Source organism: Staphylococcus simiae (assembly GCF_017357005.1).
In the GTDB taxonomy this organism is placed as follows: domain Bacteria; phylum Bacillota; class Bacilli; order Staphylococcales; family Staphylococcaceae; genus Staphylococcus; species Staphylococcus simiae_A.
The window spans coordinates 996174-1020915 of sequence record NZ_CP071589.1 but is presented as its reverse complement, the minus strand read 5'-3'; the positions used below and the strand labels follow the sequence as shown (position 1 = coordinate 1020915).

The 24742-nt window shown below is 31.3% G+C and carries 22 protein-coding genes; 7 read left to right on the top strand and 15 right to left on the bottom strand.

The genetic code is table 11. The features are described from left to right. Positions 1-3: 3 nt before the first annotated feature. Positions 4-255 (bottom strand): YlbG family protein, encoded by a 252-nt coding sequence (locus J3R86_RS04630; RefSeq protein WP_207518257.1) that lies wholly within the window; start codon positions 253-255, stop codon positions 4-6. Positions 256-479: 224 nt separating this feature from the next. On the opposite strand from J3R86_RS04630, the gene J3R86_RS04625 reads away from it, so the two are divergent. Then, positions 480-1412: a lysophosphatidylglycerol phospholipase D gene (locus J3R86_RS04625; protein WP_207518256.1), complete on the top strand. Its 933-nt coding sequence runs from the start codon at positions 480-482 to the stop codon at positions 1410-1412. Positions 1413-1516: 104 nt separating this feature from the next. Here the strand turns inward: J3R86_RS04625 and J3R86_RS04620 are convergent, their stop codons facing one another. From J3R86_RS04620 to cyoE, 4 genes are all read right to left on the bottom strand, one after another. Further along, positions 1517-1951 carry a YlbF/YmcA family competence regulator gene (locus J3R86_RS04620; RefSeq protein WP_207518255.1) on the bottom strand — a complete coding sequence of 145 codons (435 nt, stop codon included), beginning with the start codon at positions 1949-1951 and terminating at the stop codon, positions 1517-1519. 17 nt (positions 1952-1968) lie between these two features. Continuing rightward, positions 1969-3009 (bottom strand): CAP-associated domain-containing protein, encoded by a 1041-nt coding sequence (locus tag J3R86_RS04615; protein ID WP_207518254.1) that lies wholly within the window; start codon positions 3007-3009, stop codon positions 1969-1971. Positions 3010-4292: 1283 nt separating this feature from the next. Next, a complete protein-coding gene (locus tag J3R86_RS04610; protein ID WP_207518253.1) occupies positions 4293-4754 on the bottom strand; it encodes a DUF420 domain-containing protein in 462 nt (153 codons plus the stop codon). Positions 4755-4779: 25 nt separating this feature from the next. Beyond that, positions 4780-5691 carry a heme o synthase gene (cyoE, locus tag J3R86_RS04605; protein ID WP_207518252.1) on the bottom strand — a complete coding sequence of 304 codons (912 nt, stop codon included), beginning with the start codon at positions 5689-5691 and terminating at the stop codon, positions 4780-4782. Between the two features lie 246 nt (positions 5692-5937). Between cyoE and J3R86_RS04600 the strand changes: the two genes are divergently transcribed. Beyond that, on the top strand, positions 5938-6855 hold the full coding sequence (locus J3R86_RS04600) for a COX15/CtaA family protein (RefSeq protein ID WP_207518251.1): 918 nt from the start codon (positions 5938-5940) through the stop codon (positions 6853-6855). Between the two features lie 174 nt (positions 6856-7029). On the opposite strand, the gene J3R86_RS04595 is transcribed toward J3R86_RS04600, so the two are convergent. The 3 genes from J3R86_RS04595 to J3R86_RS04585 form a co-directional block, all read right to left on the bottom strand. Beyond that, positions 7030-10476: a pyruvate carboxylase gene (locus tag J3R86_RS04595; RefSeq protein ID WP_207518250.1), complete on the bottom strand. Its 3447-nt coding sequence runs from the start codon at positions 10474-10476 to the stop codon at positions 7030-7032. Positions 10477-10974: 498 nt separating this feature from the next. Next, the gene (ftsW, locus tag J3R86_RS04590; protein ID WP_207518249.1) at positions 10975-12201 is read right to left on the bottom strand and encodes a cell division peptidoglycan polymerase FtsW; all 1227 of its coding nucleotides are present in this window, start codon (positions 12199-12201) and stop codon (positions 10975-10977) included. Between the two features lie 306 nt (positions 12202-12507). Beyond that, positions 12508-12783 (bottom strand): Fpa/YlaN family protein, encoded by a 276-nt coding sequence (locus J3R86_RS04585; RefSeq protein WP_207518248.1) that lies wholly within the window; start codon positions 12781-12783, stop codon positions 12508-12510. Positions 12784-12924: 141 nt separating this feature from the next. On the opposite strand from J3R86_RS04585, the gene J3R86_RS04580 reads away from it, so the two are divergent. Both J3R86_RS04580 and J3R86_RS04575 read left to right on the top strand, forming a co-directional pair. After that, positions 12925-13407 carry a hypothetical protein gene (locus tag J3R86_RS04580; RefSeq protein WP_207518247.1) on the top strand — a complete coding sequence of 161 codons (483 nt, stop codon included), beginning with the start codon at positions 12925-12927 and terminating at the stop codon, positions 13405-13407. Between the two features lies 1 nt (position 13408). Continuing rightward, positions 13409-13576 carry a DUF2197 domain-containing protein gene (locus J3R86_RS04575; protein ID WP_207518246.1) on the top strand — a complete coding sequence of 56 codons (168 nt, stop codon included), beginning with the start codon at positions 13409-13411 and terminating at the stop codon, positions 13574-13576. A 49-nt stretch (positions 13577-13625) separates the two neighbouring features. On the opposite strand, the gene typA is transcribed toward J3R86_RS04575, so the two are convergent. Further along, a complete protein-coding gene (gene typA, locus J3R86_RS04570) occupies positions 13626-15473 on the bottom strand; it encodes a translational GTPase TypA (RefSeq protein WP_207518245.1) in 1848 nt (615 codons plus the stop codon). 101 nt (positions 15474-15574) lie between these two features. Between typA and J3R86_RS04565 the strand changes: the two genes are divergently transcribed. Further along, complete coding sequence (locus tag J3R86_RS04565; RefSeq protein WP_002462701.1) at positions 15575-15766, top strand: DUF5325 family protein; 192 nt, start codon at positions 15575-15577, stop codon at positions 15764-15766. Between the two features lie 63 nt (positions 15767-15829). On the opposite strand, the gene J3R86_RS04560 is transcribed toward J3R86_RS04565, so the two are convergent. Continuing rightward, positions 15830-16654, bottom strand: a complete 825-nt coding sequence (locus tag J3R86_RS04560) for an inositol monophosphatase family protein (RefSeq protein WP_207518244.1) — start codon at positions 16652-16654, stop codon at positions 15830-15832. Positions 16655-16802: 148 nt separating this feature from the next. Between J3R86_RS04560 and J3R86_RS04555 the strand changes: the two genes are divergently transcribed. Next, positions 16803-17417, top strand: a complete 615-nt coding sequence (locus J3R86_RS04555; RefSeq protein ID WP_207518243.1) for a YktB family protein — start codon at positions 16803-16805, stop codon at positions 17415-17417. A 119-nt stretch (positions 17418-17536) separates the two neighbouring features. Continuing rightward, positions 17537-18886, top strand: coding sequence for an Nramp family divalent metal transporter (locus tag J3R86_RS04550; protein WP_207518242.1), 1350 nt, complete (start codon positions 17537-17539; stop codon positions 18884-18886). A 139-nt stretch (positions 18887-19025) separates the two neighbouring features. Here J3R86_RS04550 and J3R86_RS04545 read toward each other — a convergent pair whose 3' ends face one another. The 5 genes from J3R86_RS04545 to J3R86_RS04525 all read right to left on the bottom strand — a co-directional run bounded on the left by J3R86_RS04545 (position 19026) and on the right by J3R86_RS04525 (position 24741). Then, entirely contained in the window at positions 19026-19448 is a 423-nt protein-coding gene (locus J3R86_RS04545; RefSeq protein WP_207518241.1) for a DUF4064 domain-containing protein, read from the bottom strand. Positions 19449-19719: 271 nt separating this feature from the next. Next, the gene (gene ltrA, locus J3R86_RS04540) at positions 19720-21006 is read right to left on the bottom strand and encodes a group II intron reverse transcriptase/maturase (RefSeq protein ID WP_207518516.1); all 1287 of its coding nucleotides are present in this window, start codon (positions 21004-21006) and stop codon (positions 19720-19722) included. Positions 21007-21738: 732 nt separating this feature from the next. Then, positions 21739-22785 carry a lipoteichoic acid stability factor AuxB gene (gene auxB / locus J3R86_RS04535; RefSeq protein ID WP_207518240.1) on the bottom strand — a complete coding sequence of 349 codons (1047 nt, stop codon included), beginning with the start codon at positions 22783-22785 and terminating at the stop codon, positions 21739-21741. Positions 22786-22858: 73 nt separating this feature from the next. Further along, positions 22859-23932, bottom strand: a complete 1074-nt coding sequence (locus tag J3R86_RS04530; protein WP_207518239.1) for an ABC transporter substrate-binding protein — start codon at positions 23930-23932, stop codon at positions 22859-22861. Further along, positions 23932-24741, bottom strand: coding sequence for an ABC transporter permease (locus tag J3R86_RS04525; RefSeq protein ID WP_207518238.1), 810 nt, complete (start codon positions 24739-24741; stop codon positions 23932-23934). The genes J3R86_RS04530 and J3R86_RS04525 overlap by 1 nt, the downstream gene beginning before the upstream one ends. Position 24742 lies beyond the last annotated feature (1 nt).

Below are 24742 nucleotides of genomic sequence, written 5' to 3'. Positions count from 1 at the left end.
ACATTATAAAACTTCGTGTTTTTCTTTATCATAATTTTTCTTTAAATATTTATATGGAGAACCATCAATATGCTTTACATATTTTAATTGCATTAATTTATTGACAATGTAATCAACATCTTCTTCATTAACATACATTACAACAAATTTTCGCTCTTTATTTGAATGGACAATATGTCCATATTTACGAATTTGTCTTTCGTGTTTCATATGTTTTAAATATATAATAATACTTGTTCTTGGAACTAAATTCATAATTTTATCACTCCACTATTATTCAGGATTAATCATATCACGACTTTATCAATTTTAAAATATTTAGCTAATGCAATGTCAATAATGATAATAATATATTTCGAGCGAGTAAGTACTTTGTTGTAATATTACTGTTTTGAATTGTTAGTACTTTAATCCCATATCATTGTTTAAATTTCACGATGTTTGTTAAGCTAATAATTCAAATTAAGGAGGAACATTATATGAAAAAATTAAATAGATTTGTACTAAATACATCAATACTTACTGCTGGATTATTAAGTTCTTTATTAGTTGTAATGCAACGTCAAACAACACAACATAAACAAACAATTCCAGCATTTTTCAATGGTCAAGCTCCATATATTTTCGCTCATCGTGGTGGTATGGCTTTAAAACCTGAACAAACAAAGTTAGCATTTGATAATGCTGTAAAGTTTGGTGTTGATGGGTTCGAAACGGATGTTAGATTAACAAAAGATCAACAATTAATTGTCTTTCATGATGCAACTGTAGATAGAACAACTAATGGTTCTGGTAAAGTGAGCGAGCATACATTAGCTGAATTAAAAAAATTAGATGCAGGATATCACTTCAAAGATATTAATGGTGCAACGCCATACAGAGCGCATAAAGATACATCTATTTTAACTTTTGATGAATTACTACAAATGTACCCTAATATGTATATCAATGTAGACTTAAAAGATGCTCCAGATTCATTTGAAGGTAGTATTGCACCACAAATCATGTTTGACATTATCACAAGCAATCATGCAGAAGACCGTGTTCTAGTAACGAGTTTTTATCGACAGCAAATAGCACGTTTCAATAAAATTGCAAATGGTCATATTGCTATAGGTGCAAGCCAACAAGAAGTTACTGAAGCATTTTTAAAATTCCATTTATTCCTTGGGAAGTCATACCTTCCTCAAGCAAATACTTTCCAAATGCCAACATCATTTAATGGTATCAATTTAACTTCTAGACGCTTTATTAATTGGTTAAATGACTTAAACATTGTACCAGGATTTTACGGTGTGAATAGTGTTGATTTAATGAAAGACTTATATCATAAAGGTGTACATACCTTAGTTACTGATCGTCCAGATTTAGCTCAACAATTTAAATCAACGCTAGGTGTAAAACAGAAATAATTTATCTTACTTAGAATTTTAATAATTAAAGTTACTATATATCGTCATTACAAAAAGAGGTCATCCAAATTAACGGATGACCTCTTTTATCATTTGTATATCTATTACAATGAACAATTACATGAACCACCAGTCGCACAGCCATGATGTGTAGTTTGAAAAAATGGATTGCCCGCTTCTATTTTTACGTTTTCGGAAACTGCTACTGCAATTTTAAAAACTACCTCATCAATAAGTTGTTGTAACTCTACTTCTTTTGATTTATGATACATTACCACTTCAAGCATTTCATATGCTCGCTTACGTTGCCTTGTTTCCATCATAACTTGTCTGTAATCTGGATGATACTTCCCAAACCTTTGTACTTCATCGTATTTTTCCTTAGATTTCAAAAAAGCTTGATATAATAAATGTGCTTCATCATCATTCGCCAATTGCTGCTCAGCTTGTTTAAATTGAAAATACGTCTCGGATTGGACGATCATATCTGCTAGTTCGTCTATATCATCTAAAATGTCCAATGATGCACTAGTTATCATATATATCCCTCATTTTATTATTTTTGTAAAAAGATTAATGAATAGTAATCTCTCATTACTTCTCCTCCCATTTCATCATATTTAGAATTTAAAAGTCGTGAACGATGAATATCTGAATTCATCCAACTATGAATTAATGTCGGTACGTCATTAAAGTCATAGCCCACATTTTGAGCAGTGGACTTATAACTTATACTATTTTTTTCAAATTGACCTTTTAAAGCATCTTCCGTAAATTCTACACCATCATTACCACTCGAAGTTGCTTCGTATAAGTTATTTGAAGCTATATGCGCTAAATCACTATTTACTTTTAAAGGGTGTAATCCTTTAAGTTTTCTCATTTCATTGGTTACTTCATACAATGAAATGAGTTGATTAGAACTTTGTCCAACTGGCTGTTCAACTTTTTCATCATCACTATCCGATGAGTTATTATTTAGTTGATATGGTTGAATTTCTGCTAACATCTCTTTAGTTAGAAATCTAACACTTAATATTTCTTTTGACTGTTGGTCTGTATAAACTTGTGCATAAATATCACCATATTTGATTAACATTTGTGTTTTTATGTCTTCATCTGATAATTCAAATTCATATTTTTTTCCATTAACTGTAAATGTTGGTTCAGGATTAATACTCGTATTATTAAATATTTTACCTACATGTTCACCGATTTTCAGTGGACTTACGTTAACAGATTTGCCAGTTGCATATACTGACTCAATTTTTTTATCTTTAGTTGTGACGATATAATATTTATTCTTATCTTTAAAAACATAATTTTTATATTTTTCTTTATATGGATAAATACGTTCTGCTTGTCCAAATTTTTCAGTTAATATATTAATGTTTTTACCTACCCATGTGCCAACACCCTTTTTAGGTTTCGGATTTTCTGCATGGTTATTCATTTTGTATTTATCACTTTTTGTTATTTTAGTATTTTTATTAGGATTCTCTAAAACATCAAATTTCAGCTTTGGCGAATAAAATAAATATACTAAAAAGCCTATTAAAAAGAACACACCAATAACTCTAATTACTAATTTTTTCATCAGCCAACCACCTAAAAATAATTATTACTATTGTAAAAAACAATACAAAAATAAGCAACCACTCGAGTCATTCTATATAGACTTCATCACATTCAGTCTCATTACAAATTGTTGATTGAATTAGATTATAGTATAGAGAATTTCAAGTTAAAATACTAACAATCATACTTGGGAGTGGGACAGAAATGAATTTTATATAAAATTTATTTCGTAGATGCCCGTCTTGCACATTTAGAACTAGTTAGATTTACAATCTTTACTAGTTCTTGCCCAACCTTGCCCGTCTTGCACATTAAAGTAAAAATTTTAATTATAAAATTTTTCTATGACGGGTCCCTGCATTGTCCGTAGAATTTCTTGATGAAATTCTCTTTGTTGGGTCCCTATGCAGTTGCACTAATAGTGTCAACTGTAATCCTTTATAAAATTTTCTATGACGGGTCCCTCCCACCCCGGCAAGACTGACTAGGTTTTCAAAATGGTGATTTATCAACGCTTTGAAAACCAGACAGTTACTGCCAAATGCTTAAATTTAAGTGTAAAATACGTTTTGTCCCAGGCTCATTTCAATACAACAATAACTAAAGCATCTCTTTACTTTGATACTATGCTTTAAATAATTTATTAATGAAATTACTAGTCAGTATTATATAACATCTTACTAGTTTTATAGACTGTTATCCATTGAGTCATCGTTTACATTATATTGCAACTTAAATTAACATATAATATATAACTATTTCTTTCGGTTCTCTATTTTTTTTAGGACTGATAAATAAAAAAAGAATAATTTAAAGCACAAATTATTTTGAAGCCGAGACTCCTGAGGGAGCAGTGCTAGTCGAAGACCGGGGACCCAACACAGAAAAACTGGTTATCCAGTTTTTTCATGCAATGCAGGTTGGGCATAGCGAGGCTAAAAAAATAATTATATATCAGTCCAATTTGGGAGAGAACCTTTCTTTCTAGGAGCTATATACAAAATTTCTGTAATTTACATTTTATATAAATCTTTTTTATAAAATATAAAAGTATATGAGATTAACTTGTGATGGGAGTGGGACAGAAATGAATTTTATATAAAATTTATTTCGTAGTCCCACCCCGGCAAGACTGACTAGGTTTTCAAAATGGTGATTTATCAACGCTTTGAAAATCAGACAGTTACTGCCAAATGCTCAAATTTAAGTGTAAAATACATTTTGTCCCAGGCTCTTCTAATTCAAAAAAACTGATAAAACATATTATGTTCTACCAGTCTCTTATTTCATTCACTTATTAAATTAATGACCAAATGTTGCTTTTAATAAAGAAGTTGTTTCTCCACCTGGGTATAGTACATATAATAATGTATAAACTGTTACACCAGTAATAGCTGTTAAAAACCAAATGATTGAAGCGAATGGTCCAACTTTACGATGAATATTAAATTTATCTTTAAATGCAGTAACAATTTGTATAATACCTAATATTCCGCCTATTGTTGCTAAATTAATATGGAAAATTAAGAAAAACGTATAATATTTTTTAATACTTTCAGGTCCACCAAAAGCAGTATTACCTATAAAAATAGTTCTACTCATATAAATAACAAAAAATGTTGTAGCAAATATTGCAGCTGCTAACATCACTTTTTTATGCTTTTCGATATCCCCTTTCCAAATCAATCTCCAACCAATCGCAATTAAAATGGCACTTATCACGATACATGAAGTACTAATTGTTGGTAAAATTGGAACGCCCATATTTTTCATCCTAACTTAATTTAATCTAAATCATATTAATTAGTGAAACGATAACAACTAAAACGAAAAATACTACTAAATAATTTAGTGAATATATAAACATTTTTGTTGCCCATTTCTCTTGAATTGAATCTTTTTTGAATGTAGTTAAACCCAATGCAAGCCATCCAAGATTTAATAATGTAGCTAACACAACAAAAGTTGTTCCTAAGCTAGATAACATTAGTGGCAATGGTAATAAAATAATTAGCCAAATAAACATACTGACACGTGTACGTTTAAATCCTTTAACAGATGGTAACATTGGAATATTTGCTAATGAATATTCATCTTTACGTTTAATTGCTAAAGCATAAAAATGAATGGGTTGCCAACAAAATATAACTAAAAATAAAGCAATTGCTTCTATACTCATAGATCCTTCAATAGCTACCCAACCAATTAATGGAGGTACAGCACCAGGAAAACTACCTACAACAGTGTTCCAAGTTGTATGTCTTTTAGACCAAATAGAATAAAAAGAGACATATCCTACTATGCCTGCAAGTCCTAATACACCTGTTGGAATATTTAATAGGAATAAACTCATTTCACCTACTAACATCATTCCGAAACTTAATAATAATAAATTTTTATTTGAAATTCTATCATTAACTGTAGGTCTATTTTGCTTACTTGGCATAATTTGATCAATATCTTGATCATAATAATTATTTAACGCACAAGCACCACCCATAATTAATGTAGAGCCTATAAGCATCAGTATAATTTGAGGTATCGATGATAGGAAGGAATGACCTGTCATTACAACCGCAAGCCATGCACCTGCAAATGCTGGAATCAAGTTACCTTGAACAAGTCCCATTTTAATAATTTGTTGTAATTCTTTGAAGTTTACTCTGCTTTCATCTTGTGACAAAGTGTGCTCTTTACTCATTTTCCCCCTCCTTAAATTTGTTCATATAATAATATGATATATCAATTTGCATAAAATTAACAGGTTTAATAAAATTAAATTGTGACATCTTTACGACATTATAAAATGTCAATTTTGTGACACAATTATGACTTAAATAATTGTTATACTGTATGTGTTAGAAAATAAATATTTAAAATGATGCATCCGTGTAAAAATATGTATGTCATATTTTCAGATGCGTTTTTTATTGTGGGGTGTATAAAAGTGTTTAGTAAAAAGAATTTAAAATGGCTTGGCGTCCTAGCCACATTAATGATGACGTTCGTGCAACTAGGTGGCGCTTTAGTTACCAAAACTGGCTCAGAAGATGGTTGTGGGTCATCTTGGCCATTGTGTCATGGTGCGCTAGTTCCAGACTTCATGCCTATTTCTACAATAATTGAATTAAGTCACAGGGCTGTATCGGGCTTATCATTAATTATTGTACTTTGGCTAGTTATAACTGCTTGGAAAAATATAGGATATATAAAAGAAATTAAACCATTATCTATCATTAGTGTTGGCTTTTTATTAATTCAAGCATTAGTAGGAGCTGCAGCTGTAATTTGGCAACAAAATAGTTACGTTCTTGCGCTTCATTTTGGTATTTCTTTAATTAGTTTTTCATCAGTGTTCTTAATTACTTTAATTATTTTCTCTGTGGATCAAAAATATGAAGCTGACGTATTAATTATCAAAAAACCGCTACGTCGTTTAACTTGGATTATGGCAATTATAACGTATTGTGGCGTTTATACAGGTGCTTTAGTAAGACATGCACATGCTAGTTTAGCTTATGGAGGATTTCCTTTACCATTTAGTGATTTATTGCCGCATTCTGAACAAGATTGGGTTCAATTAGCTCATAGAGCTATGGCTTTAATTGTCTTTATAATCATTTTAATTACTTACATTCATGCAATTAAGAATTATCCAAATAATCGTACCGTTAGATATGGTTATACTGCAGCATTGATTTTAGTCATATTACAAGCAGTTACTGGTGCTCTATCTATCATGACTGGTGTAAATTTAATAGTTGCCTTATTCCACGCCTTATTTATAACTTATTTATTCGGTATGATGGCATACTTTATTATGTTAATATTACGTACTAAACGTGCATTAAAAGCTAAAAATTAAAGTTCTCTCCCATATTCGACTGATACATAATTATTTTTTAACTTATTCACTTTTTATTTATCAGTCCTAAAAATAGAGAACCAGAATTAATAACATTATAATAAGCACCCTAACAATGATTGGGTTACATCATTGTTAGGGTGCTTATTTGTATACATTATTCGTGATGCTTCATTATTGTTGTGATTCTATTTCAATTAGTAAATCTCCAGTAGCAATAGCATCTCCATTAACTACTGTTATTTGTTTAATGACACCATCGAATGGTGCTTGAACCGTTGTTTCCATTTTCATCGCTTCAGTAATTAACAATGGTTGATTAGCTTTAACTTCGTCACCTACAGCAACTTTAACTTCAGTTACTGATCCAGGCATTTGAGCACCAATATGATTTGGATTTGACTTATCTGCTTTTGGCTTAACATGTGCGTTGGTTTGCACATTGTCATCTTTAATATAAATTCTACGCGCTTGACCATTCATAGCATAGTAAATCGTTCTATTACCATTTTCATCAGGCTCGCTAATTGTTTCTAATTTAATTATTAAACGCTTACCAGTATCAATTTCAATTTCAACTGTTTCACCATTTCTCATACCAAAGAAGAATGTTGGTGTGTCGAGTAACGATAAATCTCCATATTGTTCTTTAGTTTGAATATATTGTTCATATACTTTTGGATATAACACATAACTAATGACATCTTGTTCAGTAACTTCATCTTGTTGTTGTGCCAATTGATTTCTAACTTCATCAAAATTAACAGGTTCTAAATATTCACCTGGTCTTTCGGTTAAAGCACTTTGTCCTTTTAAAATGACATCTTGCAATTCTTTATTAAAACCATTAACAGGTTGTCCAATCTCACCTTTAAAGAACGACACTACTGACTCAGGGAAATCTAATTTATAACCATTAGCAATAACCGATTGTTCATCTAAATCGTTTTGAACCATATATAATGCCATATCTCCAACAACTTTGGATGATGGCGTAACTTTTACAAGATCACCAAACAAGAAATTAACTCGACGATACATATCTTTAACTTCATCAAAGCGTTCTCCAAGTCCTAAACTTTTCGCTTGTTGACTTAGATTAGAATATTGTCCACCAGGCATTTCATGTTGATAAATAGAAGTATTAGGCGATTTGATATCACTTTCAAAATCAGAATAATATGAACGTACAGTTGACCAATATTGACTCAATGTTTCTAGTCCTTCAATATCTGTTCTCAAGTTACGTGAGAAACCATTTAATGCATAATATAAAGAGTTCGCACTAGGTTGACTAGTCAAACCACTCATTGAAGCTACTGCAGTATCAATAATATCGACACCAGCGTCTATTGCTTGTTTGTAAGTTAACAAGCCATTACCACTCGTATCATGTGTATGCAAATGAATTGGTAAATCGACAGCTTCTTTTAATTCGCCTATTAATTCATAAGCTGCTTTAGGTTTTAATAGTCCTGCCATATCTTTAATTGCTAAAATATGGAAACCTTCTCTTTCTAATTCTTTGGCTAACTTCACATAGTATTCTAATGTATATACGTTAGAACGTTGTGGGTTTAAAATGTCACCTGTATAACAAATAGCTCCTTCAGAAATCTTTCCTGCATGTTGTACTGCTTCATTTGCTACTTTCATTTGATCTACCCAGTTTAATGAATCAAATATTCTAAAGACATCAATTCCCGCTTTCGCGCTTTCTGCAACAAATTTATGAATTACATTATCTGGATAATTTTTATAACCAACAGCATTGGACGCTCTTAGTAACATTTGGAACAATACATTTGGTATTGCTTTATGTAAGCGTTCTAAACGTTCCCATGGATTTTCTTTAAGGAAGTTATAAGCAACATCAAATGTCGCACCACCCCACATTTCAAGTGAAAAACCATCTCTAAATACTTCAGCAGTTTCTGAAGCAATATTCATCATATCTTTAGTTCTTACTCGGGTTGCTAATAAAGATTGATGTGCATCTCTAAATGTCGTATCTGTAATCAATACATCATCTTGTTGTTTAACCCAATCTGCAACACCTTTCGGTCCTACTTGATCTAATAATTGCTTAGTACCTGACAGAGAGGCTATTCTGTTATGTGATACTTTAGGAATTGTTGTTGACTCGTACTCTGGTTTAGGTCTTTGTTGAACATTTGGAAAACCATTAATTGTGACATTTCCGATATACTCTAAAGTCTTAGTACCTCTATCTAATGTGGGCTTAATATCAAATAGTTCCGGCGTCTCTTCAATAAATTTAGTAGTATAATCTCCACTAGTGAATTTGTTATTCTTCATAACATTAATCAAAAATGGAATGTTCGTTTTAACCCCACGAATTCTCATTTCTCTTAATGAACGTACCATTTTTTCTTCAGCTTGTTTAAATGAAATTGCATGGGTAGACAATTTAACCAACAATGAATCATAATACGGTGATATTTCTGCACCTTGGAAACCATCACCTGCATCCAAACGTACGCCAAATCCACCACTAGAACGATAAGCAATAATTGTTCCCGTATCTGGCATAAAATCATTTAGAGGATCTTCTGTAGTAATACGACATTGAATAGCATAACCTAACGTTTGAATATCTTGTTGTTGTGGCATGTTTATCATATCTCCAAATAAACTTGCGCCATCAGCCACTAAAATTTGAGTTTTTACTATATCAATACCTGTTACCATTTCTGTAATGGTATGCTCAACTTGAACTCTTGGGTTTACTTCAATAAAGAAGAATTCATTACCAGAAACTAAAAATTCAACTGTTCCTGCATTAACATATTTTATATTTTCCATTAATTGTAGTGCAGCATTACAAATACGTTGTCTCAAATCTTCTGTTAATCCAACAGAAGGTGCCACTTCCACAACTTTTTGATGTCTACGTTGTACTGAACAATCACGTTCGTATAAATGTACAATATTACCAAATTCATCACCAATAACTTGAACTTCAATATGTTTAGGGTTATCGATGTATCTTTCTATATATACTTCACTGTTACCAAATGACTTTTCAGCTTCAGATTTAGCACGATGGAAAGCATCTTCTAATTCGCTAGCTTGGCGTACAATTCTCATACCTTTACCGCCACCACCACTAGTGGCTTTAATCATTAATGGATATCCTGCCTCATCTGCAAATTCTTTAGCTGATTCATATGAACTAATTGGACCATCCGTTCCAGGTATAACTGGTAAATCTGCTTTGATTGCAGTGGTACGGGCTTTAACTTTATCTCCAAACATATCTAAATGTTCTAGATGAGGTCCTATAAATTTTATTCCCTCTTCTTGACATCGACGTGCAAACTGTTCATTTTCACTTAAAAAACCATAGCCAGGATGAATCGCATCTACATGAGCTCGTTTTGCTACATCTATAATACGTTCAATATTTAAATAACTTTCAGCTGGTCCTAAATCACTGCCTACTAAATAAGATTCATCAGCTTTATATCTGTGTAATGAACTTTTATCTTCATTTGAATAAATTGCAACCGTATTAATGTCTAACTCTGCTGCTGCTCTAAAAATTCGAATTGCAATTTCTCCACGGTTAGCAACAAGCAACTTTTTTATATGTTTCAATAGCGATACACTCCTTAAACTATTAGAATTTTCTAACTAATTAGATAATAAAATTTTATCCTAATGTTCAATATTTTGCTATAGATATACTAAATTTATCAATTAAGCTATTTTAATGATAAATTAAAATTTAAAAAATACCATAAAAAATCATATAAAGTTATCAATAACAATAACTTTATCTTATCATCAGTGTATAAACTTTTCTAGTATCTACGTTTATTTTAGTAATAATATTTAGTTATTAAATCATAGTAATATATTAAGTAACTGTAATATTGTTAGCAAAGTAAAAACTAATATTGAAAAATAATACAACGAGCTATCATAATCTTGACAGCAAACTTAATTATTGTGATAAAGGTACTCAAAGATTTAATACCAAAATGTCTATACCACAATCACTTTAATTCTATTAATAAAAATATAACTCCCTTCTAGCAGACATGTTACAATGTTTACTTTGAAGGGAGTAAGTTTTAACTTTGACTTAGTTATTTAATTAAATCGTCGTTTTATATCTACTTTCTTTTGTTGTTTCTTTCTATGTTGATCAATTTTAATTTGTTTACCAACAATTAGTAATAGCCCTAATGCGATACTTAAACTAATAATTGACGAACCACCATAACTAATAAATGGTAATGGTACACCTGTTAATGGTATTGTTGCTGATATACCACCTAAATTGACGAACGTTTGACTACCAATATATGCAGCTATACCTACACAAACTAATTTATAAAAATATGAAGTTGTTTTAGTAGCAAATTGAAATGCTCGATAAACAATAAAGAATTCTAAACATATCACTAATAAACCACCAATTAAACCTAATTCTTCACAAATAACAGCGAAAATAAAGTCGGTATGAGGTTCAGGCAAATAACCTAATTTTAAAATGCTGTTGCCTAGTCCTCTACCAAAAATTCCACCGTTACCAATGGCTAATAAAGAGTTAGAGATATGATAACCTGTACCAGATTCATACTGGAATGGGTTCGTTAAAGTACTAAAACGAGCTGTTAAATATGTTGGTAAGAAACCACCTAGTAACGCAATAATAAATACTACTAAAAACGCTAAAATTGTCGGAATGCCATATCTTAATACTTTAGAAACACCTATTCCTGAATACAAAATAATAGCGAATAAAATAATTAAAATCAGTAACGTTTGACCTACGTCTTTTTGTAAGAGTACTAAGAAAGTACACATCATAATTAATAGAAACGGTCTAAGTATTAATTTGAAATTATTTTGAACTCTAGGCATTTTCTTATTAATCATAAATGGTAAGTATAAAATGATAGCAATTTTTAATAGTTCTGACGCTTGTAAGTTCATAAAGCCTAAATTAATCCAACTTTTAGAACCGTTAATATCCTTACCTACAATTAAAGTAGCTAATAACAACGCAATAATGCCTAGCATCATCCATTTCTGAACATTGACATTGCTCAATAACTTAACGTTCATTAAAAATGCCATAAAAAAGACGATAATAAAACTAATAATGACATAGGCTAGTTGTCGATTATAAAAGTATGTTCCTGCTACTTCGACACCACCAGTTAATGTCCCTTTTGTTGCTGGTACCATACTCGCACTATACACCATGACTAAGCCTATTAAGCATAAAACAATATATGTAACTAGCAATGGGTAATCGATAAATTTTGATGTTTTACCAATATACCTTAAAATTCCTCTTAAATTCTTCATATAAAGTCATCCAATTCTACAATTTGTAAGATAATGTTGTCATTTTAAAATATGTAAAAAATCTCTGCTATTAATTATATACATTTACCTGCTGTTATCACAAATATAATATGATAAATATCATCACTTTTTTATTTATACCATGTCATAACAATGTATCTTAACCTAATAAAAGTGACTGTTATATCATTAATATATGATATCGCAGTCACTTTTTTAACTAGTAGATATTATTTCAACGACATTAATTGTTATTAAGCCGTAATATGTATGTCGTCGTTATTAAATCATTCATTATAAAAGACATTAAACATTTGTAAATGCTTCGTGTAATTTTGAAAGTTCTTTTTCTAGGCGTAACATAATTTTTTTACCATCTTCTCTGTCAACCAAGCCTAATTTCACTGCAAAATCAACTTCTTTTTGAAGGCCAAACATTTGTGTATCTAAAACTTCTTCATACAAAGGACATGAAGGTAAAGTTAAATTATCCATTTGAACTTTAATTAAATGCAAAATTTCATTTGCATCATTTGTTAATTGATCTAATGCTGCATTATTCATCGTAGATTGTTTCGTCATGACACGCTCCCCCTCTAATCATTATCTCTTGTCTCAACTAAAATTCTATCTTACTAAATATTAAAAAGCAAGTAGATTTAAAATGAGACATGACTATTTTATGTTAAAATAAGCATAGATTAAATTTTAGGGAGTGGGATAATGATACAAATAAAAGGAGCTGTAAAGTTCCCTATCACTTTAGATAGTACAACTTGGATATTTGATGATAGAAAAGTTCGCATCGAAGACCTTGAAAAAGGTGTTTTTGATGGTTCTAAACCAGTTGATTTCGATAATAACCACGAATGGAATCGAGCGATTTTAGAAGGTCAAACAAATCCACCAACTCTAAACTCAGAAATTAAGTATAGAAAACGTTCTGTGTTAGAAGATTCATTTGTCATCAATATGTCACCATTTTTTACACATTCAGAACCTCATATTGATGCTAAAATTATTCGTCTATCTAATGAAAAAGCGCATATTGATATTCCAATTGATTTGCTACCATATTTATTTTTCCAATTTGCTAAAGATGGTAAACGCTTATATAGCGATAATGCTGTTGATAGTTTTATTTATAACCAAGAGGACGGTTATTCAAATCAATTTAAATACGTTACTCACATAGAGGTGATTTAAATTGAGACAAGTTCAATGCATCATTTGTGATACTAAAGTATACATAGATGAACAAACTGTTGAAGCTAAGCGTCTTAAAAATAATCCAATAAGAACTTTTATGTGTGATGATTGTAAGAGTCGTCTAGACACACCTAAGCAACGTCCACAATACAATCACATAGATTAAAAAACCGGAGCTAACCTACGTTAATAGATTAGCTCCGTTTTTAATTATCTTATTCGTTATCTTGTAGCATTTGTTTAATACGTTTTGATTCTTTTTCACGAACACTCTTATTTAAGATTGTTTTTCTTAAACGAATACTTTGTGGCGTAACTTCTACAAGTTCGTCATCATTAATAAATTGTAATGCTTCTTCTAAAGTTAAAATACGAGGACGATTCATTGTTTGAGTTTGGTCTTTAGTAGCAGAACGAACGTTGGTTTGATGTTTTGTTTTAGTGATATTAACAGTTAAGTCATTTTCACGATTATGTTCACCAACAATCATACCTTCATATACTTCAGTACCAGGTTCCATGAAGTTTACCCCTCTGTCTTCTAAACCTAGTATCGCGTAAGTACTAGCTGAACCTTGATCCATTGAAATTAAAGCACCGTTACGACGTCCACCGATTTGAGCTTTAATACGTGGTCTAAATTCTTCAAAAGTATGGTTAATAATACCATAACCTCTTGTCATAGACATAAATTCAGTCGTGTAACCAATCATACCACGAGCTGGTACCATAAAGATTAAACGTGTTAATCCATTATCAGTTGTAGTCATATCAACCATTTCACCTTTACGTGCACCTAATGACTCTATAACTGCTCCTGAATTCTCTTGAGGAACTTCACATTGTACACGTTCAAATGGTTCGCACATTACACCATCAATTTCTTTCAAGATAACTTGTGGTTTAGAAACTTGTAATTCAAATCCTTCACGACGCATATTTTCAATTAAAATTGATAAATGTAATTCACCACGACCAGCTACTATCCATGTATCTGGTGAATCAGTTGGTTTAACTTTTAATGAAACATCTGTTTCTAATTGTTGATCTAAACGTTCTTGAATTTGACGAGCTGTAACAAAATCACCTTCACGACCTGCAAATGGTGAATTATTAACTTTAAATGTCATTTCTAACGTTGGCTCATCAATACGTAACACTGGTAATGCTTCTTGATGGTCATGTGGTGTAACTGTTTCACCAACGTTAATATCTTCCATTCCTGATACCGCAATTAAATCACCTGCTTGCGCTTCTTCAATTTCTAATCGTTTAAGACCGAAGTAACCAAACATTTTTGTAACACGGAAGTTCTTAACGGAACCGTCTAATTTAATTAATGATACGTTATCACCAACACGCATTTTACCTCTGAAGACACGACCAATACCAATACGACCAACATAGTCATTATAGTCTAATAGAGCAACTTGGAATTGTAATGGTTCATCACTGTTATCAACAGGTGCAGGTACATAATCGATAATTGTTTCATATAAAGATTGCATATTTTCATCTTGTTTATCTGCATCTAAGCTCGCAGTACCATTAACAGCTGACGCATAAACTACTGGAAATTCTAATTGTTCATCATTAGCTTCAAGTTCGATAAATAAGTCTAACACTTCATCAACGACGCCTTCTGGACGTGCAGACGGTTTATCTATTTTATTTACTACTACCACGGGTTTTAAATTTTGTTCTAAAGCCTTTTTAAGTACAAAACGCGTTTGAGGCATTGTACCTTCATAAGCATCGACAACTAGAACAACACCGTCTACCATTTTCATAATACGTTCTACTTCGCCACCGAAGTCAGCATGTCCTGGTGTATCTAAAATATTAATACGTGTTCCTTTATATTCAACCGCAGTATTTTTGGCAAGAATAGTAATACCGCGTTCTCTTTCTATATCGTTAGAGTCCATTGCTCTTTCGTCTACATGTTCGTTCTCTCTAAATATACCAGATTGTTTTAACAACTCATCTACTAGAGTTGTTTTACCATGGTCAACGTGCGCAATAATTGCTATATTACGTACGTCTTCTCTTTTATTAGTCATAAAATTAATTTCCTTCTTTCTTAAGTAAAATCCCACTTTTAATTACAACTTTTTTATTATATCATATAATTGAGAAATGATAAGCAAAAGGTGGGGATTGGATGGAACAAAAAAAATCTAAAAAGATTTTTTGGCTATTTTCTATATTAGGTGTAACTTTTTTATTACTATTTAGTTTTGCTCTTGGTGCAGCAAATGTCCCAATGATGATTTTAACATTTGTATTGCTTGTTGCAACATTTGGAGCTGGATTTTCTTTAAAAAAGAAATATCGTAAAAACGATTGGCTATAAAACATTTCAAGTTAAAAGGGTATCGATGCTATTTTAAAATAGTATTGATACCCTTTTAAAAATTTATTTTTTATTGTTAAAGCGATGTTCATGTAATGATTTTAGTGTACTAAAGTGTGGGTATAAATAATCATTTAATATTTCTTGGTGAACATTAGGATTAGCAATTAGCACTGAATTAGGTGAACTAATTAATAATGGTTCACCCAAAAGATTAGTTGCTGTACCTTGCACTTCTTGCAAGATAATAATTCCCCCTGCAAAATCCCATGGCTGTAATCTAGGTGTGATATAGGCTGCTAATTGACCAGTTGCAACAGCAATAATTTCTAGGGCAGCACTCCCATATGCTCTAGCACTTCGTGAATCATTAACTATTTCTTTAAATATCGGTCCTAAAACAGGTTTAGTTAACCAATTAGGATTAATACCGATAATGCTTGTTTTGAGGACTGTATTTTCTAATTTTTTTAATTTTTGATGTTGGCAATAAGCACCTTCACCAACTTTTGCATGGTACAACTCATCTTTCATTACATCATAAACGAAACCAGCATATGCTTGTCCATCAACAAATATACCAATAGAAATTGCAAAATTTTGTTGCTGGTGAACAAAATTCAATGTTCCATCAATTGGGTCAACAACCCATACTACACCTTTATAACTATTAATATCATGGCCATGCCCTTCTTCACCTATCACTTGGTGATCTGGATAAGTATTCTTAATCATATCATTTATAAAGACTTCAGTAGCTTTATCCACATTCGTAACTAAATCATTGGGATTTGATTTCGTGTCGATAGTTAGTTCTTGCTCCATTAATTGTCTTATTTTAATACCCGCTTCCAATATTAAGACATGAGCGAATTCGTATAATGCCATGATATCATCTCCTATTCATACACATTATACATCAAGTTTTTTAAAAATTAACATATTTGAATTATTTCATAAAAAGTTAAGCGTATTAATCTTCTATAGTTATTATCATATGCTACAATATTTTTAAACATTGACTTGGAGGTAAATTATGACAAAATATACATTTTCACCTAAAGATTTTAAAGCCTTTGATGTTGAAGGTCTTGATGCTAGAATGGAAGCATTAAATGAATATATTAGACCTCAATTAAATCAACTTGGCGATTATTATAGCGATTTTTTCACAAGCCAAACAGGAGAAACATTTTATCCACATGTTGCCAAACATGCACGTAGAAGTGTCAATCCTCCTAAAGATACTTGGGTTGCTTTCGCTCCTAATAAACGTGGTTATAAAATGTTACCACACTTTCAAATTGGTTTGTTTAGAGATCATTTATTTGTCATGTTTGGTATTATGCATGAAGCAAAAGATAAAGCACAACAAGCCAAAATTTTCGAAAAACATTTTGATGATATTAAACAATTACCAGAGGATTATAGTATTTGTTTAGATCATATGAAACCTGATAAGCCATTGATTAAAGATTTATCAGATGAACAATTAAATGAAGCTATTCAACGTGCCATTAATGTTAAAAAAGGTGAGTTCTTTGTTGCACGTTATATTACTCCCAAAGATGAACATTTAAAAAGTGATAAAGCTTTTTTAGCTTTCTTAGATGACACATTTAATCATTTCTTAAAATTTTATACTGCTTAATTTTGTTGACCTGAAGCTTCATTTGTTTCAGGTCTTTAATTATATTATATAAATTTTAGGTTGACCTAAACATTTTATTAGGTTAATATATTTTTCATAAGTAATTGAGGTGAATCATAATGAAAGTTAATAAAAATTTAAACAATAAAGAACAACTTAGTTTAGATGAAATAAACAATACTGTTGAATTCGATTATCAGAGTTCTAATAAACAGAAGTTTTTATCATTTTTAGGTCCAGGACTATTGGTTGCTGTAGGTTATATGGATCCTGGTAATTGGATTACATCAATGTCTGGTGGTGCTCAATACGGCTATACCTTACTGTTTGTTATTCTTATATCTAGTTTATCTGCCATGTTACTACAAAGTATGACGGTTAGATTAGGAATTGCAACTGGTTTTGATTTAGCACAAATGACACGCCATTATCTATCTAAACCTGTTGCAGTTATATTTTGGATTATTGCAGAACTAGCAATTATTGCTACTGATATTGCCGAAGTTATTGGTAGTGCGATCGCATTAAATTTACTTTTCGATATACCACTTATTGTTGGTGCATTAATTACTGTATTTGATGTGTTCTTATTACTATTTATTATGAAGTATGGCTTCCGTAAAATTGAAGCTATTGTTGGTACTTTAATCTTTACAGTGCTTTTCATCTTTATATTTGAAGTTTATATTTCTTCACCACAATTAACTGAAGTATTAAATGGTTTTATACCACATAAAGAAATTGTAACTAATAATGGTATATTGTACATTGCTTTAGGCATTATTGGTGCGACAATCATGCCACACAATCTATATTTACATTCTTCAATTGTACAATCTAGAACTTATTCTAGACATAGCAATAAAGAAAAAGCTCAAGCAATAAAATTTGCTACAATTGATTCAAATATTCAATTGTCAATTGCCTTTGTTGTTAACTGTTTGTTATTAGTTTTAGGTGCTTCATTATTCTTTGGTTCTAAAACTGATGACTTAGGTGGTTTTTACGACTTATATCACGCTTTAAAAACTGAACCTGTGTTAGGTGCAACTATGGGTGCTGTGATGAGTACTTTATTTGCAGTAGCTTTATTGGCCTCTGGTCAAAATTCTACTATCACTGGTACGTTATCTGGTCAAATTGTTATGGAAGGTTTTATAAATTTACACATTCCAAATTGGTTAAGAAGACTAATTACACGTGCAATTGCAGTAACACCTGTTATTATATGTCTGATTATTTTTAAAGGTAATGCTGAAAAAATTGAACAATTACTTGTATTTTCCCAAGTATTTTTAAGTATTGCATTACCATTTTCTTTAATACCCTTACAATTAGCTACAAGTAATAAAAATTTAATGGGACCATTTATAAATAAAACATGGGTTAATATTATTTCTTGGAGTTTAATCATTATACTAAGTATTTTAAACGTATATTTAATCATTCAAACGTTCCAAGAATTATAAAGTTTTACTACGCAAAATTCATTATTATTTAAGTAAAGAAAACCAACCGATATTAAATTAGCTCGGTTGGTTTTCTTGTGTTTTAGTTAATATATTAATCATAGTTTACATTTAAATATATAGTATTTGTTATGCTTTATTATTTTGTATAAATGTATTCGTCATTAACCGATTGCGTCGTTTTTTTATCTTGTTTGAAAGCTAACATAAATAATACGATTAACCATAGTACTGCTGCAACCAAGTTAAAAGATACTAAGCCAATCATTGATGCAATAGCTAATAATATTATTGCCAATATCTTACGCTCTTTAAAACAGACAATACTAAAACAAGCATAGATTGAGGCAAATAATATTAAAAAAGCATAGATACCTATAGTAGCACTTAACATTTCTGGTGACATACTATTTTTTGTTTGGTTTAGTTCTTTAGTAATCGTGCTATATACAGAAGATTGATTATTTCGCAGGGCAATAAATGAAACTAGCATCATTAGAAAATAAAGCAAACTTAAGCTATTCGCTATCCATGTTATTATTTTTTCTGTTTTTCTATTCATTTATATGGCTCCTTTTATTTATCATTAGTTAATTTTAAAATGATGAAACATTAATACTTTATTATTAATCATCTTAACATATAAAATAATTATACGGATAAGTTTGATGAAAATCTGCTACATATTTTTAAGGATTACAATTGATACTATTAGTACAACTGCATAAGAGCTACTAAAGATTAACAATCTAACATAATCGAGTAGGAGGATAACCATTATTTGATTATCCGTCCTCTCACACCACCGAGCGTACGGTTCCGTACTCGGCGGTTCAATATCTTGCGTAAGCCGTCTCTGCGAGTTGGGTTAATGGTTCTAACCCCCACTTGTAGAGACGTTTTGTTGTAAGTGCACGATGAACTTCATGCGTTGATGATAAGCGCCAGTATTTCTTTCTTGAATTGGCAATTTTCATTGCACTCTTATGGTCAAGTCCATACTTACGTAACATCTTATATTTGGTTTTTATTCTTTTCCATCTTTTGAGGATTAGTTGTCTAATGCGTCGGTTTAACCATGATTGTAACTTCGTTACAAAACCTGTAATAAATCCTTTACCAAAGTAATTTATCCACCCTCGTGTTACTTGATTAATTTCTGATATAATCTCTTTAAAGGTACCTGGTCTATTTCGTTTCGTTAGACGTCTTAAGGTGCGTTTTAAATTTCTTCTTGCTTCCATAGTCGGTCTGAAACGATAAGTGCCATTTACTTTGGTCATTAGACAACTCAAGAACTTTAAACGTGTGATAGAACCTACCTTGCTCTTTTCACTATTTACAATAAGTTTAAGGTCTTTTTCGATAAACTTTGTCACACTTTCCATGACACGTTGACCCGCTCGTTTTGTACGTACAAAGATGACGAAGTCATCTGCATAACGAACAAAGCGATGACCACGTTTCTCCAATTCATTATCTAATTCGTGAAGATAAATATTACAAAGTAACGGGGAAATAACACCACCTTGCGGTGCACCTATTTCTCTACTTCGATAATTACCATTGAGGTCGATTGCACCAACCTGTAGGCTTCTACGAATAAATTTAGAAATGGCTTTATCTTGAACATGTCGTTCAAATAGATACATTAATTTATCATGGTTCAACATATCAAAGCACTGTTTTAAATCACAATCAACTGCAACTAAGTAACCTTCTTCATAGTATGTTGCACATTCTTTAAGTGCAGTTCCTGTACTACGATTCGGTCTAAAGCCATGACTGTGTTTTGAGAAAGTACGGTCGATACTAGGTTCAATGACTTGTTTAATGGCTTGTTGGATAACTCTGTCTCTTGCGACAGGGATTCCAAGCACGCGCTTTTTCCCATTTGATTTAGGTATTTCAACCTTTCTTACTGCTTGTGGCTTATACGTGCCATCAAGCAGTTTTTGTTTAATTTGTGGAAAGTATTTTGTGAAATGTGATGTTAATTCACTTACTCGCATGCCATCGATGCCAGGTGCACCGTTGTTTTTCTTCACTTTCTTAATTGCTTTTTGTATATTATTCTCTCTTACAACAAGCTCCATCATAGATGGAGACTCACGATACATTTCTTTCATTTCACCTAAGATTTACTGTACGTACTCATATATCCTTTTTCGTTCCACTACTTATCTTTCTATGAGTTGCCAATCATTAATTGTATTCTGTACGTTGTAAATCTCTAACCTCCATTCTTTACTTTGTATGAATATTGTTCAGTCCTTCAGTATTTCTACCTACTATGACCTCTGCTGACTTCTCATCATTCGTTATTACTACGATTTTTTTTATCGCTGATGAGACCTCCCCGGGTAAGAGTAACCACTTTCCACTCATTCCACTGCATCATTTACTATATAGAACTCGGGTAGTATCGGACTTTATCTTGTATTGCAGATTCATCCATTCCACATAGCCTTGTATGATATTTCTGTTCGTCAGTGCGAGTGTTTGCGTCCGACTTCCTTCAGATTCCACTTCACAATGGACACCCTTGTCTTTCGCTAACAGTTCCTACTACCAAGCCTGTAACGGACTTTCACCGTCTAGTAATTACCCATGCCGGGCGCACAATGATTACAATTGGTTGCTGCGCAACAATTGCATAAGAGCTACTAAAGATTAACAATCTAAGTAGCTCTATATATGTAACGCTGGATTCAACGAAATAATTTGCTTTGAAGCAATTCTTTCTGTCCCACTCCCATAAAAAAAGAGCCAATAATTAATACTATGCCATTCCTAAAAAAAGAGGATTAGTAGCGTTAAATCATAACACTACTAATCCTCTAGTTATTCTATTAATTTTTATTTTGGTCGTCAGTCTTTATATCATTACCGTCAACATGATTATCTTGTTGATGATTTGTATCATGACTAAATATTTGACGACGTTCTTCAAAATTCATACGTCGTTGACTAACGGCACTAGGTTGATTTTTTCGTCGTTCTTTCATGCGTTGATTATAAGCTTTACGCTTTTCTTTTTTCTTAGCTTTTATTTCTGCTTTTTCTTGTTTTCGTTGAGCTTTTAACTCCTTAGGATCAATTTGTGGTTCGTTATAATAATCTTGACTATCGTCAATTCCTAATTCTTCGTTACTCTTCTGATTATATTTAGCTTGTCTTGATAATACTGCTGGTTCTTCAGATGATATCTGTTCAGTAGCGTACTCGCTTTCTACTGCACGTTTAGGAAATTGATCATATTTATTTACATCATCTTCGTATACTTGATTAGCTTCTTCATAATTATGAGTTGTTGATTGGTACTCTGGCTGTTGATTAGGATATGGACCCTGTTCATAACCATGTGTTACAAAATCATTGTCACGTTCATCATAATAAGGTTGTCCATATGGTTCATAATATGCTTGAGGAATTGTTTCAATTTTATCTTTTCTAACAAACATCATAATTGCTATGATGAAAAATAAAATTGGAATAATCAAAGTTACGACTAATAACACTAATGGTATAGTAATGATTGCTGATATCAAGAATAAGAAACCAGATAAAATGCGTATATTCATTGATATTAATGCTAAGAACGATATTAATAAACATACGATAAAGAAAACAATAATAGCCCATACACCATTTTGTAACCAAATAACAAATTGAGTTGTGTTATAGCCATTATTTGCTAACAATTGTTGTGCGATTTCATTATTATTTAATGCATTCTCTAAGTTAGCTATTGATGTATTATTACTAAAAGAAACTAAAGCGATAAACATTGTAATAATTGTTAGTACCAATAGCATTACCCAACTTAACCAACCTAATACTTTTTCAGTTAGTCGGCTTACTGGACGTTTAATTTGAGTATATTGCTCTCCAGACATCCGTTACAACTCCTTATAGTACTTATCCCGTAATTATAACTAATAAATAGAAAAATAACTACTAATAATCATTTTATTTCAAGGACATTTTAAAGTTTAAAAAGCTTTCATTGTACTCACTTAATACATGTTGCCCTAAATCTTTATAAACTTCAAGTCTGTGCTGTTCTTTGTTTGATGGATAAAATCGATGATCGTCTTTTATTTCTTTAGGTAATAACGCTCTGCCAGCTTTGTTAGGGGTTGCATATCCTACCCATTCTGTGTTTTGTTTACTATTTTGAGCATCTAGTAAAAAATTCATAAACTTATAGGCACCTTCTTTATTTTGAGCTGTTTTAGGGATGACCATGTTATCAAACCACAAATTCGAACCTTCCTTAGGAATGACGTAATTGTATTTATCGCTATGTTGCACAAGAGGTGCAGCAACGCCACTCCAAACGACAGCAATATTACCTTCATTTTGTTCCATCATCATTGTAATTTCATCACCTACAACCCCTCTCACTTGAGGTACAAGATGATTTAAATCTTTTTCTGCTGCTTTAATATGCTGTGGGTTGCTATCATTTAAACTATACCCAAGTTTGTTTAAGCTCATTCCTATTATTTCTCTAGCACCATCAACTAATAAAATATCATTACTAAATTTAGGATTATATAATGATTTCCAGCTGTCAAACGTGTCATGTGGATATTTCTCTTTATTATATAAAATACCTACTGTACCAAAAAAATAAGGTAAAGAATATTTATTATGTGGATCATATGACATATTCATGTAATCAGGATCCATATTTTTAATATTTGGTACTTTTTTATGATCAATTGGTAATAATAAATTAGAACGTTTTAATTTTTGAACAGTATATTCACTTGGAAATGCTACATCATAATGTGTTCCACCGTTCCTAATTTTAGCTTCCATCGCTTCATTTGAATCAAATGTTTCATAGACAACTTGTATACCTGTTTGTTTCTCGAATTTTTTAATTAAAGCAGGATCAATGTATTCTCCCCAGTTGTAGACGTATATTTTCTGGTTAGTATGTACTTGTTCTTTCGATTTAAACCAATGACTAATCGTTAAACATAAGATACCTGCTATAAGTGCACCTATAATGAGTTGTAAAAATCTTTTCATTATTTTACACCTCGTTTCAAACGTTTTTTATTGTTGAGTAGATATTGAATAACATAATAGCCAACAATACCAATAACGATGACTGCAAATAATATAGTAGATATAGCATTAATTTCCATACTTATACCTTTACGTGCCATTGCATAAACTTCAACAGATAATACACTAAAACCATTACCAGTAACAAAGAAACTTACGGTAAAATCATCTAAAGAGTACGTTAAGGCCATAAAGAAGCCGCCGATAATTGACGGTAAAATATTAGGTATTATTACATTAGATAATAATTGTGTTTCTGTTGCTCCTAAATCTCTAGCTGCGTCAATCATATTACTATTCATCTCATATAATTGTGGCAAGACAATAATCACAACAATCGGAATACAAAATGCGATATGCGATGCTAATACTGTTGAAAAACCTAAACCAAGTCCCGTAAAATGCCCAATAGCAGTAAACATAATTAGAAATGATGCACCAATAACAACATCAGATGACACCATTAAAACATTATTTAAAGTTAATAAACTTACTTTAAATTTTATATTTCTTAAATAATAAATAGCTATAGCTCCAAATGTACCAATGATAGTCGAAATTGAGGCTGCTAGCAATGCTACAGCAACAGTATTAAATATGACAGACATTAAGTGGTCATTTTGAAATAAAGATTGATAATGTTCTAAAGTAAAATGTTCAAAATGTATCATATTACCGGCAGAATTAAAGGAGTAAAACATTAAAAAGAATATTGGTACATATAAAATTGCAATAAGAAGTCCAATGTATAATTTTCCATACCATTTCATT